Raw genomic sequence first — 12,323 nt, forward strand, 5'->3', positions numbered from 1 at the left:
ACTTCACAATGTTTCCTTAAGAAGTGCCTCAGACGACTGTGCTCGCATTCCTCGCGCCCGGACAGGGCTCGCAGACTCCCGGCATGCTCGCCGAATGGCTCGAGCTTCCCGGAGCCGCTGAGCGCATCGCGTCGTGGTCCGAGATCAGCGGACTTGATCTGAGCCGGCTCGGCACCACCGCCACCGCCGAGGAGATCACCGACACCGCGGTGACCCAGCCGCTCGTCGTCGCCGCCACCCTGCTCGCCTACGAGGAACTGACCAAGCGCGCCGACTTCGGCGATGTGCAGATCGTGGCCGCAGGCCACTCCGTCGGCGAGATCGCGGCGTACGCCATCGCCGGCGTCATCTCCGCCGACGAGGCCGTCTCGCTGGCCGCGACCCGCGGCAAGGAGATGGCCAAGGCCTGCGCACTGGAGCCCACCGGGATGTCGGCGCTGCTCGGCGGCGACGAAGCCGAGGTGCTGGCCCGCCTGGAAGCACTCGACCTGATCCCCGCCAACCGCAACGCCGCCGGCCAGATCGTCGCCGCCGGCGCGCTGGCCGCGCTGGAGAAGCTCGCCGAGGATCCGCCGGCACGCGCCCGGGTGCGCCCGCTGGCCACCGCGGGGGCGTTCCACACCCGCTACATGGAACCGGCCCTGGCCGAGTACACCCGGGTGGCCGACCGGATCACCCCGCAGGAGCCGAACGTCACGCTGCTGTCCAACGCGGACGGACGCTCGGTCGCGGGCGGCTCTGACGCGCTGTCCAAGCTCGTCGCCCAGATGACCCGCCCCGTGCGCTGGGACCTGTGCACCGCGTCCATGAAGGAACTGGGCGTCGCGGCGATCGTGGAGTTCCCGCCGGCCGGGACGCTCGCCGGGATCGCCAAACGAGAACTTCGGGGGACGCCGACGCACGCCGTCAAGACCCCCGCTGATCTGGACGAGGTCGCCGGGCTGTTCTAGCCCGTCGCCGCCGTTCAGAACCATTTACACAGCTCGATCACATCCAGTTCAAGTAACAAGAAATAGATAGAAGGAGCCATCGTGGCCGCCAGCCAGGACGAAATCATCGCCGGTCTCGCCGAGATCATCGAAGAGGTCACCGGAATCGAGCCCTCCGAGGTCACCCCGGAGAAGAGCTTCGTCGACGACCTGGACATCGACTCGCTGTCGATGGTCGAGATCGCCGTGCAGACCGAGGACAAGTACGGCGTGAAGATCCCCGACGAGGACCTCGCCGGTCTGCGCACCGTCGGTGACGTCGTCGCCTACATCCAGAAGCTCGAGGAAGAGAACCCCGAGGCTGCTGCCGCCATCCGCGCTCAGATCCAGGGCGACAAGTGACCCGTCCTTCCACTGCTAACGGCGGTTTTCCCAACGTCGTGGTGACCGCCATAGAGGCCACCACGGCCCTCGCGGCGGACATCGAGAGCACGTGGAAGGGTCTGCTGGCCGGCGAGAGCGGTATCCGGATCCTCGAAGACGATTTCGTCGAGAAGTGGGACCTGCCGGTGCGAATCGGCGGCCACCTGGTCGACAACATCGACAGCCACATGACACGCATCGAGATGCGCCGCATGTCCTATGTGCAGCGCATGTCGAAGCTGTTGTCACGGCGGCTCTGGGAGAACGCGGGTACCCCCGAGGTCGACCCGGACCGCTTCTCGGTGGTCATCGGCACGGGTCTGGGTGGCGGCGAGAAGATCGTCGAGACCTATGACGCGATGAACGAGGGCGGGCCCCGCAAGGTGTCCCCGCTCGCCGTGCAGATGATCATGCCCAACGGTGCGGCGGCGGTCGCCGGGCTCGAGCTGGGCGCCCGGGCCGGGGTCATCACCCCGGTCTCGGCGTGCTCGTCGGGTTCGGAGGCCATCGCCCACGCATGGCGCCAGATCGTCATGGGTGACGCGGACTTCGCCGTCTGTGGTGGTGTCGAGGGCGGCATCGAGGCGCTGCCCATCGCCGCGTTCTCGATGATGCGGGCCATGTCGACGCGCAACGACGACCCCGCCGGGGCGTCGCGGCCGTTCGACAAGGACCGTGACGGCTTCGTCTTCGGCGAGGCCGGCGCGATGATGATCATCGAGACCGAGGAGCACGCCCTGGCCCGCGGCGCCGAGCCGCTGGCCCGGCTGCTGGGTGCCGGTGTCACCTCGGATGCGTTCCACATGGTCGCTCCGGCGGCGGACGGTCTTCGGGCCGGTCACGCGATGAAGCGGGCGATGGAGACGGCGGGCCTGTCCCCCAAGGACATCAGCCACGTCAACGCGCACGCCACGGCCACCCCGATCGGTGACACCGCGGAGGCCAACGCCATCCGTGTCGCCGGTGTGGAGCACGCCGCGGTGTACGCGCCGAAGTCGGCGCTGGGCCACTCGATCGGCGCCGTCGGCGCCCTGGAGTCCCTGCTGACGATCCTCGCGCTGCGTGACGGTGTCATTCCGCCGACGCTGAACTACGAGACGCCCGACCCCGAGATCGATCTCGATGTCGTTGCGGGTGAGCCTCGGTACGGCGACTACCAGTACGCGATCAACAACTCCTTCGGGTTCGGCGGCCACAATGTGGCCCTGGCGTTTGGTCGCTACTAAACAGCGGAAAGGGCGCGCGTTTCGAGTATGAGTTCGCCGACGACGGGTAACGGACTGCCGGACGTCGTGGTCACCGGTATCGCGATGACCACGTCTCTGGCGACGGATGCCGAAACCACCTGGAAGTCCGTACTGGACGGCCAGAGCGGCATCCGCAGGCTCGACGACCCGTTCGTCGAGCAGTTCGATCTTCCCGTGCGGATCGGCGGGCACCTGCTCGAAGAGTTCAGTTCTCAGCTCAACAAGGTCGAGAACCGGCGCATGTCCTACATCCAGAAGATGGCCACGGTGCTGGGCCGGCGTGTCTGGGAGAACGCCGGCGCACCCGAGGTCGACACCGAACGGCTCCTGGTGTCGATCGGAACCGGCCTCGGCGGCGCCGAGGCCCTCGTCTTCGCCTACGACGGACTGCGGGAAAAGGGCCTTCGCGCCGTGTCCCCGCTGTCGGTGCAGATGTACATGCCCAACGGCCCGTCCGCGGTGGTCGGGTTGGAGCGCGGCGCCAAAGCCGGTGTGGTGACACCGGTTTCGGCGTGCGCCTCCGGTTCCGAGGGCATCGCCCAGGCCTGGCGCAACATCGTGCTGGGTGAAGCCGACATCGCGATCTGCGGCGGCGTGGAGCAGCGCATCGAGGCGGTGCCCATCGCCGCGTTCGCCCAGATGCGCATCGTGATGTCGACGAACAACGACGACCCGGCCGGCGCCTGCCGCCCGTTCGACAGGGACCGCGACGGGTTCGTCTTCGGCGAGGCAGGCGCGCTCCTGGTGATCGAGACCGAGGCGCACGCGAAAGCCCGTGGCGCCACACCGCTGGCCCGCCTGATGGGGGCCAGCATCACCTCCGACGGCTTCCACATGGTGGCCCCGGACCCGGACGGTGAACGAGCGGCGTACGCGATGACGCGCGCCATGGAACTCGCCGGCCTGTCCCCCAAAGACATCGACCACGTCAACGCACACGCGACAGGTACCACCGTCGGCGACGTGGCCGAAGGCAGAGCGATCAACAAAGCGCTGGGCGGTCACCGCCCCGCGGTCTATGCACCCAAGTCGGCGTTGGGTCACTCGGTCGGCGCCGTCGGCGCCGTCGAGTCGATCCTCACGGTGCAGGCGTTGCGGGACGGAGTCATTCCGCCGACGCTGAACTTGAAGAACCTGGATCCCGAGATCGACCTCGACGTCGTCGCAGGCAGCCCTCGGACCGGAAACTACGAGTACGCCATCAACAATTCGTTCGGATTCGGCGGGCACAATGTCGCACTCGCCTTCGGCAAGTACTGAAGCAGAGCAGGAGACACCATGACGACCATCGAGAACCGGCCCGCACCCGGTGCGGCGAACGAATCCCTCGACCCCCGCGATCCCCTGCTGCGCCTGGCGACGTTCTTCGACGACGGCAGCGTCGAGCTGCTGCACGAGCGCGACAAGTCCGGCGTCCTCGCCGCGGCGGGCACCGTCAACGGAGTGCGCACCATCGCGTTCTGCACCGACGGCACCGTGATGGGTGGCGCGATGGGCGTCGACGGCTGCAAGCACATCGTCGACGCCTACGACGTCGCGATCGAGGAACAGAGCCCGATCGTCGGCATCTGGCATTCCGGCGGTGCGCGGCTGGCCGAGGGCGTCAAGGCGCTGCACGCGGTCGGTCTGGTCTTCGAGGCCATGATCCGTGCGTCCGGCTACATCCCGCAGATCTCGGTGGTCGTCGGATTCGCCGCCGGCGGTGCCGCATACGGCCCGGCGCTGACCGACGTCATCGTGATGGCCCCCGACAGCAAGGTCTTCGTCACCGGTCCCGACGTCGTGCGCAGCGTCACCGGCGAGGACGTCGACATGGTGTCGCTCGGCGGCCCCGAGGCCCACCACAAGAAGTCCGGTGTGTGCCACATCGTCGCCGACGACGAGCTCGACGCCTACGAGCGCGGCCGCCGCCTGGTCGGATTGTTCTGCCAGCAGGGCCATTTCGACCGTTCCAAGGCCGAGGCCGGCGACACCGACCTCAAGGCGCTGCTGCCCGAGTCCGCCCGGCGCGCCTACGACGTGCACCCGCTGATCGAGGCCCTGCTCGACGAGGGTGTGCCCTTCGAGGAGTTCCAGTCCCGCTGGGCGCCGTCGATCGTCGTGGGTCTGGGCCGGCTCGCCGGTCGCACGGTCGGTGTCATCGCGAACAACCCGCTGCGCCTGGGCGGCTGCCTGAACTCCGAAAGCGCGGAGAAGTCGGCACGTTTCGTGCGGCTGTGCGACGCGTTCGGCATCCCGCTGGTCGTCATCGTCGACGTACCCGGCTACCTGCCCGGTGTGGACCAGGAGTGGGGCGGCGTGGTGCGTCGCGGCGCGAAGCTGCTGCACGCGTTCGGTGAGTCGTCGGTTCCGCGCGTCACGCTGGTCACCCGCAAGATCTACGGCGGCGCCTACATCGCGATGAACTCGCGGTCGCTGAACGCCACCAAGGTGTTCGCGTGGCCGGACGCCGAGGTCGCCGTGATGGGCGCCAAGGCGGCCGTGGGCATCCTGCACAAGAAGAAGCTGGCCGCCGTCGAGGACTCGGCCGAGCGTGAGGCGCTGCACGAGGAGCTCGCGATCGAGCACGAGCGGATCGCCGGCGGTGTGGATTCGGCGATCGAGATCGGCGTCGTCGACGAGAAGATCGACCCGGCGCACACCCGCTCCCGGGTGACCCAGGCGCTGGCCGAGGCACCGATGCGCCGCGGCCGGCACAAGAACATCCCGCTGTAAGCCTCAGATCGCCTGTGCCAGGATCTCCGCCGCGACGGCCTCCGCCGCGGCGCGGTCCTCGGCGACCAGGCCGATCCGGGTGCGCCGGTCCAGGATGTCGTCGACGGCCAGCGCACCCTCGTGGGTGATGGCGTACTCGAATTCCGCTCGGATGACGTCGATTCCGTCGGCAACCGGGTCGGTCGGGCGTTCGCAGGACGCCCGCGCGATGACGTTCGGCGCCTCGGCGCCGAACCGGGCCACCAGTGAACCGGGCAGCTCGACCGGGGACCGCAGCGTCGCCACCGGGTTCGACGGCGCACCGACCAGCGGCAGGTTGCGCGTACGGCACACCCCCGCGGCCAGCCCGCGTGATTCCACGGCACGGTTCACGACGTCCTCGGCCATATAGCGGTACTCGGTGAGCTTGCCGCCGATCACGCTGATCACCCCGGACGGCGACTCGGTGACCGCGTGCTCTCGGGACACGTCGGCGGTGCGGCCGGTGCCGGTGTCGATCAGCGGCCTCAGCCCGGCATAGGAACCCCTGACGTCCTCGGGGCGCAGCGCGGTGTCCAGTGCGGTGTTCACGGTGTCGAGCAGGAAGGTGATCTCCGCGAGCGTCGGCTCCGGGACGTCGGGAATCGGACCCGGCGCGTCCTCGTCGGTGAGGCCGAGATAGACCCGGCCGAGCTGTTCCGGCATCGCGAACACGAACCGGTTGATCTCATCGGGGATCGGGACCGTCAGCGCCGCAGTCGGATTGCCGAACGCCGCGGCGTCGAACACCAGGTGCGTGCCTCGGCTCGGCCGCAGCTTCAGCGACGCGTCGAGGTCCCCCGCCCACACCCCGGTCGCGTTGACGACGGCGCGCGCCGGCACATCCAGCGATTCACCGGTCAGTGTGTCGACCAGGGTGACCGAGTTGCTCGACGCCGCCGACGCCGCGACCCGGGTCAGCACCCGCGCGCCGTGCTGGGCGGCGGTGCGCGCGACCGCGGTCACGAGGCGGGCGTCATCGACGAGCTGGCCGTCGTAGGCCAGGAACGCGCCGTCGAGTCCGGCACGACGCACGGTGGGCGCCAGCGTGATCGCCCGCTGCGCGTCGACGCGGCGCGACCGCGGCAGCACCGACGCCGGGGTGCCCGCGAGCTTGCGGAGCCCGTCACCGGCGGCGAAACCGAACCGCACCAGCGCGCGGGACGGGGTGTTCATCGACGGCAGCAGCGGCACCAGCTGTGGCATCGCGTGCACCAGGTGCGGCGCGTTGCGGGTCATCAGGATTCCGCGCTCCGCCGCGCTGCGCCGAGCGATGCCCACGTTCCCCGTGGCCAGATAGCGCAGCCCGCCGTGCACCAGCTTGGAACTCCACCGGCTGGTCCCGAACGCCAGATCGTGCTTGTCGACCAGCACGACCGACAGCCCGCGGGTGACCGCGTCCAGCGCGATCCCCGCACCGGTGATGCCACCGCCGATCACCACCAGGTCGACAGTCGCACCGTCGCCGAGCGCGGCGAGCTCGGCCGCCCGCCGGGTGGCGTTCAAAGCCGTTGAGCCCGTCATGGTTTCAGGTATCCATTCAGTGCGAGCGCCAACTCCGCGTTCAGCGCGTCGCGGTCGAGGATCTTCTCCACCATCTGCGCCGACTGGATCGTCGACTGGGTGATCAACAGGCACATCGCGCCCATCTGGTGCGGGTCGCCGGGGCGCACGCTGCCGTGTTCCTGCCCCGCCGCGATCGCGTCGGCCAGCGTGTCGACGAGCAGCTGCTGGCTGGTGCCGAGGCGTTCGGTGATGTACACCATCGCCAGTGTCGGGGCGTTGAAGATCACCGACATCACCACCTCGTCGCTGCGCAGGCGCTCGGCGATCCTGACCACCCGGTTCACCAGGTCCTCGCGGCCGGCCCCGGCCGCCGGGACAGCCTCGAGCACCCCGGTGATCCGCACGGTCAGCAGTTCGGCGATCACCCAGCGGATATCGGGCCAGCGGCGGTAGATGGTCGGCCGGCTCACCCGGGCCCGGCGCGCGATCTCGGTGACCGTCGTCCGTTCGATGCCGTAGGCGACGATGCACGCCGCGGCGGCGTCGAGTATCCGCTGCTCGACGCTCGAATCAGATTTACTGATTGACACCATCTGTAATACTGTAACGCATGATGCAATGGAACGCCTGGGGCGACCCCGCAGCCGCCAAGCCGCTGTCCCCCGGTATCCGGTCACTGCTGCACCAGGCGCTCGGGATCGACACCGACACCGTCGCGGCCCCCACCCTCGAACAGGTCAAGCTGCGTCCGTCGGCCTTGTCACCGGCCGACCGCGACGGGCTCACCGCGCTCGTCGGCACGGAACACGTCACCGTCGACGACCACGCCCGGCTACTGCGGGCAGGCGGCAAATCCACACTGGACCTGTTGCGGCGCAAGGACTTCGGCATCCAGGACGCGCCCGACGCGGTGCTGGCTCCGGGCAGTGAGGACGAGATCGCCGCGGTGCTCGGGTTCTGCGCCGACCACAGCATCGCGGTCGTCCCGTTCGGCGGCGGCACCAGTGTGGTCGGCGGCCTGGACCCGACGCGCGGTGACTTCAAGGCCGTCGTCTCGCTGGACCTGCGCAGACTCGACGCACTGCATTCCCTCGACGAGGTGTCCTGGGAGGCGGAACTCGGTGCCGGCCTGACCGGGCCCGAGGCCGAACGCCTGCTCGGCGAACGCGGCTTCTCGCTGGGCCACTTCCCGCAGAGTTTCCTGTTCGCGACGATCGGGGGCTTCGCCGCCACCCGCTCGTCCGGTCAGGATTCCGCGGGTTATGGCCGGTTCAACGACATGGTCCGCGGACTGCGGGCCGTCACCCCGGCCGGTGTCCTCGACCTGGGCCGGGCCCCGGAGTCGGCGGCCGGGCCGGATCTGCGGCAGCTGCTGATCGGCTCGGAGGGCACGCTGGGCATCATCACCCGGGTTCGTGTGCGCGTGCACCCCGTACCGGAGGCGACCCGCTACGAGGCGTGGTCGTTCCCGGATTTCGCCACCGGAGCCGACGCGCTGCGCGCGGTGGTGCAGACCGGCACCGGGCCCACCGTGATCCGGCTGTCCGACGAGGCCGAGACCGGGGTGAACCTCGCAACCGTCGAGAGCATCGGCGAGGAGCAGACCGCCTCCGGCGGGTGCCTGGCGATCACCGTGTTCGAGGGCACCGACGCGCACGTCGCGAGCCGGCACGCCGAGACCCGGGACCTGTTGCTGGCCAAGGGCGCAACGTCGCTGGGCGAAGAACCCGCGCGCGCGTGGGAGCACGGCCGGTTCAACGCGCCGTATCTGCGTGACTCGCTGCTGTCGGCGGGCGCGCTGTGCGAGACGCTGGAGACGGCGACCAACTGGTCGAACGTGCCCGCGGTCAAATCCGCTGTCACCGAAGCCCTCACCGGTTCGCTCGCCGATTCCGGGACACCGGCGCTGGTGCTGTGCCACATTTCGCATGTGTATCCGACCGGCGCCTCGCTGTACTTCACGGTGGTGGCCGCCCAGCGCGGCAACCCGATCGAGCAGTGGCGTGCGGCCAAGGCCGCGGCCTCGGACGCGATGGTGCGTACCGGCGCGACGATCACCCATCACCATGCCGTCGGCGCCGACCACCGGCCGTGGATGCGCGACGAGGTCGGCGACCTCGGCGTCGCCGTGCTGCGGGCGGTCAAGTCCGCCCTCGATCCGGCCGGAATCCTGAACCCGGGCAAGCTGATTCCGTGAATCGCGTCACCGTGCTGACCAATCCGGCCTCCGGACACGGCAGCGCACCGCACGCCGCCGAGCGTGCGATCACGCAGTTGCACCGGCGGGGTGTGGACGTCGTCGCGATCGCGGGCAGGGACTCGGCCCACGCCCGCACCCTGGTCGAGGGCGCGCTGGACCGCGGGATGGATGCGCTCGTCGTCGTCGGCGGCGACGGAATCATCTCGCTGGCGCTTCAGGTGCTCGCGCAGACCGGCGTCCCGCTCGGCATCATCCCGGCCGGCACCGGCAACGACCACGCCCGCGAATTCGGTGTCCCGACCCGTGATCCCGAGGCCGCCGCCGACGTGATCGTGGACGGGATCGCCGACCGGGTGGATCTGGGCCGAATCTCGGGCGCGGACGGCACCGACCGCTGGTTCGGCACGGTGATGGCCGCCGGGTTCGACTCACTGGTGACCGATCGGACCAACCGGATGCGCTGGCCGCACGGCCGGATGCGCTACAACCTCGCGATGATCGCCGAGATCTCGCAGCTGCGGCTGCTGCCGTTCCGGTTGGCCTTCGACGATGACGACGAGTACGACACGTTGCTGACGCTGGCGGCGTTCGGCAACACCCGCAGCTACGGCGGCGGGATGAAGATCTGCCCCGGCGCCGATCCGCGCGACGGGATGCTCGACGGGACGATGGTCGCGTCGGCGTCGCGGACGCGGCTGATCCGGCTGTTCCCGACGGTGTTCAAGGGCACGCACGTCGATCTCGACGAGGTGAGCACGCGGCGTGCGCGCACCATCACGGTCGAGTGCCCCGGGAAACCGGAGATCACCGCCTACGCCGACGGCGAGTACGTGTGCCCGCTGCCGGTGCGGGTGTCAGCGGTGCCGGACGCACTGACGGTGCTGCGCCCGGCCGGATCGCCGGCCTAGCCGACTCCTCTGCTCAGCCAGCTGACCTCGGCGCCCTCGCCGCCGTCGCGGTAGGCCTCGAGCTGTTCGTCCCAGGCGGTGCCGAGCACCCCGTCCAGTTCGGCGGCCAGCATGTCGGCGCCGGATTCCATCAGGGCGCGCAACCGCATCTCACCGACCATCACGTCGCCGTTGGCGCTCATCGCACCGCTCCACAGACCGAGTTGCGGGGTGTGGCACCAGCGGTGTCCGTCCACGCCGTGGCTGGGGTCTTCGGTCACCTCGAAGCGCAGCACCGACCAGGACCGCAACGCGTTTGCCAGCTGAGCGCCGGTCCCGACCGGGCCGACCCAGTTCGTGACAGCGCGCAGTTGCCCGGGCATGGCCGGCTGCGGGGTCCACTTCAGATTCGCCCTCGCGTTGAGGGTCGACGACAACGCCCACTCGACATGCGGGCACACCGCCGCGGGCGACGCGTGGATGTAGACCACGCCCGTCGTCGCGTCGGCGAATTGGTTCGCTGCACGCATCTCCTGCTCCTTCGGTTCCACGAGGGACGTCTTCCCCAACGACCTGGTGGTTTCCGAGCAGCACGGGTAGGTGCGCGTTATGTTCGATGAAGTTGTGACTTGCGGGTCCATTGTGCCTCGTGAGGCGCATGTTGCGCTAGTCCGCCCCCCACTCTCTTAGGACTTCATCAGACAGTGCCGGCATCACCGAATGGGCCCACTCGCCGAATTTGCGGTCGGTCAGCACGACCAGCGCCAGCGAAACGACCGGATCGACCCACAAAAACGTCCCGGCCTGGCCGAAATGACCGAAGGTGCGCGGTGAATTCTGCGCGCCCGTCCAGTGCGGAGACTTGTTGCCGCGAATCTCGAAACCCAGGCCCCAGTCGTTGGGGCGTTGCACGCCGAAGCCCGGTAGCACCCCGTCGAGACCCGGAAACTGGACGCTCGTCGCTTCGCTGTGCATCTGCTCAGACACCGTCGCGGGGGCGAGCAGGTCGGCGGCGAACGCGATGAGGTCGGTCACCGTGGACGTCGCACCGTAGCCGGCGGCCTCGGTGCCGCCGTCGAAGTGCGTGGCTGTCATTCCCAGCGGGGTGAACACCGCCTCGGCGAGGTAGTCCGGGAACGGGATCTCGGTCGCGGCCTCGATCGCCTCGGCCAGCACCGTGAACCCGTGGTTGGAGTAGATGCGGCGGGTGCCGGGCGCGGCGAGCACCTTCGACGAGGTCATCTCGTAGCCGGCGGTGTGTGCGAGCAGGTGGCGCACCGTCGACCCCGGCGGCCCGGCCTCGGTGTCGAGTTCGACGGCCCCTTCCTCGACGGCGACCTGTGCGGCGCGGGCGACGAGCGGTTTGGTCACCGACGCCAGCGCGAAGCGGTGGTCGACGTCGCCGTGGTGGTCCAGCACGCCGGAGGTCCCCACCACCGCGGCGGCGACGGTGGGGACCGGCCAGTCGTCGAGGATGTCGAGTGCGCTCATCGCGCCCGAGCATATTTGAGCCGAGCCCGGTGGCCGGTCACACCAGTTCGACCGATCGTTTGGCGAGCCCCATCCAATACCCGTCGACCACCTGCTTCTGGCGCTGTCCCGGATCGTCGGATGCGCCGAGTGCGACGAACAGCGGGGCGAAGTGCTCGATCGTCGGATGCGCGTAGGGCATACCGGGCGCCTGCACCCGAAAGTCGATGAGCGCGTCCACATCTCCGGCAGTCATGCGGTCGGCCGCCCACTCGTCGAAGTCGACGGACCAGCCCGGCGGTTCGGCGTCCGGTGACGGGTCGTGCAGGAACGGCAGCCCGTGGGTGGTGAAACCCGAACCCATGATCAGCACCCCGGCATCACGCAGCGGTCGCAACCGCTCGCCGAGATGCAGCAGGCGTTCCGGGTCCAGGGTGGGTAGCGAGATCTGCAGCACGGGGATGTCCGCCGCCGGATACATCACCGTCAGCGGCACGTAGGCACCGTGGTCCAGGCGGCGATCGGGGTCGTGGCGCACCGGTTCGCTGCCGCCGAGCAGCTTCTCGACCGCGGTGGCGACATCGGCTGCTCCCGGCGGTGCGTAGGTCACGTCGTAGAAGCGGTCCGGGAAGCCCCAGAAGTCGTACGTCAACGGTGTGCGGGGATCGGTCGAGCCGATGGTCAGCGGGGCGGCCTCCCAGTGCGCCGAGACGACGAGGACCGCCGACGGCGTCGGAAGAGCACGCGCCCACCCCTCGAGTTGGGCGACCCATTGCGGGCTGTCGACGAGGGGTGGAGCGCCGTGGGACAGGAACACCGCGGGCATGCGGTCAGACATGTCTCGAGTGTGCCGGACCCATTAGGGTCTCAGGCATGACTCAGACAGTGCGTGGTGTGATTTCGCGGGCCAAGGGCCAGCCGGTCGAGG

General features: G+C 69.4%; 12 protein-coding genes. 7 read left to right on the forward strand and 5 right to left on the reverse strand.

The window, feature by feature from the left end; translation table 11 throughout:
* Positions 1-38: 38 nt before the first annotated feature.
* From BST38_RS27110 to BST38_RS27130, 5 genes are all read left to right on the forward strand, one after another.
* Positions 39-950, forward strand: a complete 912-nt coding sequence (locus BST38_RS27110) for an ACP S-malonyltransferase (RefSeq protein WP_083146623.1) — start codon at positions 39-41, stop codon at positions 948-950.
* Positions 951-1,031: 81 nt separating this feature from the next.
* Positions 1,032-1,331: a meromycolate extension acyl carrier protein AcpM gene (acpM, locus tag BST38_RS27115; RefSeq protein WP_083146624.1), complete on the forward strand. Its 300-nt coding sequence runs from the start codon at positions 1,032-1,034 to the stop codon at positions 1,329-1,331.
* Positions 1,328-2,578, forward strand: coding sequence for a 3-oxoacyl-ACP synthase KasA (gene kasA / locus BST38_RS27120; RefSeq protein ID WP_083146625.1), 1,251 nt, complete (start codon positions 1,328-1,330; stop codon positions 2,576-2,578). The genes acpM and kasA overlap by 4 nt, the downstream gene beginning before the upstream one ends.
* 27 nt (positions 2,579-2,605) lie before the next feature.
* Positions 2,606-3,859, forward strand: a complete 1,254-nt coding sequence (kasB, locus tag BST38_RS27125) for a 3-oxoacyl-ACP synthase KasB (protein ID WP_083146626.1) — start codon at positions 2,606-2,608, stop codon at positions 3,857-3,859.
* Positions 3,860-3,877: 18 nt separating this feature from the next.
* The gene (locus BST38_RS27130) at positions 3,878-5,314 is read left to right on the forward strand and encodes an acyl-CoA carboxylase subunit beta (RefSeq protein WP_083146627.1); all 1,437 of its coding nucleotides are present in this window, start codon (positions 3,878-3,880) and stop codon (positions 5,312-5,314) included.
* 3 nt (positions 5,315-5,317) lie between these two features.
* Here the strand turns inward: BST38_RS27130 and BST38_RS27135 are convergent, their stop codons facing one another.
* On the reverse strand, positions 5,318-6,856 hold the full coding sequence (locus BST38_RS27135; RefSeq protein ID WP_083146628.1) for a glycerol-3-phosphate dehydrogenase/oxidase: 1,539 nt from the start codon (positions 6,854-6,856) through the stop codon (positions 5,318-5,320).
* Positions 6,853-7,431 (reverse strand): TetR/AcrR family transcriptional regulator, encoded by a 579-nt coding sequence (locus BST38_RS27140; protein ID WP_083146629.1) that lies wholly within the window; start codon positions 7,429-7,431, stop codon positions 6,853-6,855. The genes BST38_RS27135 and BST38_RS27140 overlap by 4 nt, the downstream gene beginning before the upstream one ends.
* A 20-nt stretch (positions 7,432-7,451) precedes the next feature.
* Here BST38_RS27140 and BST38_RS27145 point away from each other — a divergent pair, with 20 nt between their 5' ends.
* Positions 7,452-9,035, forward strand: coding sequence for an FAD-binding oxidoreductase (locus BST38_RS27145; protein ID WP_110782019.1), 1,584 nt, complete (start codon positions 7,452-7,454; stop codon positions 9,033-9,035).
* Entirely contained in the window at positions 9,032-9,946 is a 915-nt protein-coding gene (locus tag BST38_RS27150) for a diacylglycerol kinase (protein ID WP_083146631.1), read from the forward strand. Before BST38_RS27145 ends, BST38_RS27150 begins: the two co-directional genes overlap by 4 nt.
* Here the strand turns inward: BST38_RS27150 and BST38_RS27155 are convergent.
* The 3 genes from BST38_RS27155 to BST38_RS27165 form a co-directional block, all read right to left on the reverse strand.
* Positions 9,943-10,455, reverse strand: a complete 513-nt coding sequence (locus tag BST38_RS27155) for a DUF3145 domain-containing protein (protein ID WP_083146638.1) — start codon at positions 10,453-10,455, stop codon at positions 9,943-9,945. The two genes, BST38_RS27150 and BST38_RS27155, sit on opposite strands and share 4 nt — an antisense overlap.
* Before the next feature lie 136 nt (positions 10,456-10,591).
* Entirely contained in the window at positions 10,592-11,416 is an 825-nt protein-coding gene (locus BST38_RS27160) for a serine hydrolase domain-containing protein (RefSeq protein WP_083146632.1), read from the reverse strand.
* Positions 11,417-11,453: 37 nt separating this feature from the next.
* Complete coding sequence (locus tag BST38_RS27165; RefSeq protein WP_083146633.1) at positions 11,454-12,233, reverse strand: dioxygenase family protein; 780 nt, start codon at positions 12,231-12,233, stop codon at positions 11,454-11,456.
* Positions 12,234-12,323 lie beyond the last annotated feature (90 nt).

Origin of the sequence: Mycolicibacterium parafortuitum, from assembly GCF_002086815.1 — a bacterium.
Taxonomy (GTDB): Bacteria; Actinomycetota; Actinomycetes; order Mycobacteriales; family Mycobacteriaceae; genus Mycobacterium; species Mycobacterium parafortuitum.

Excerpts from the sequence above, each read along its gene's own strand:
- BST38_RS27155 (WP_083146638.1), bottom strand. The coding sequence starts at position 10,455 with ATGCGTGCAGCGAACCAATTCGCCGACGCGACGACGGGCGTGGTCTAC.
- BST38_RS27130 (WP_083146627.1), top strand. The coding sequence starts at position 3,878 with ATGACGACCATCGAGAACCGGCCCGCACCCGGTGCGGCGAACGAATCC.
- BST38_RS27165 (WP_083146633.1), bottom strand. The coding sequence starts at position 12,233 with ATGTCTGACCGCATGCCCGCGGTGTTCCTGTCCCACGGCGCTCCACCC.
- BST38_RS27145 (WP_110782019.1), top strand. The coding sequence starts at position 7,452 with ATGCAATGGAACGCCTGGGGCGACCCCGCAGCCGCCAAGCCGCTGTCC.
- BST38_RS27160 (WP_083146632.1), bottom strand. The coding sequence starts at position 11,416 with ATGAGCGCACTCGACATCCTCGACGACTGGCCGGTCCCCACCGTCGCC.
- BST38_RS27140 (WP_083146629.1), bottom strand. The coding sequence starts at position 7,431 with ATGGTGTCAATCAGTAAATCTGATTCGAGCGTCGAGCAGCGGATACTC.
- BST38_RS27135 (WP_083146628.1), bottom strand. The coding sequence starts at position 6,856 with ATGACGGGCTCAACGGCTTTGAACGCCACCCGGCGGGCGGCCGAGCTC.
- kasB (WP_083146626.1), top strand. The coding sequence starts at position 2,606 with ATGAGTTCGCCGACGACGGGTAACGGACTGCCGGACGTCGTGGTCACC.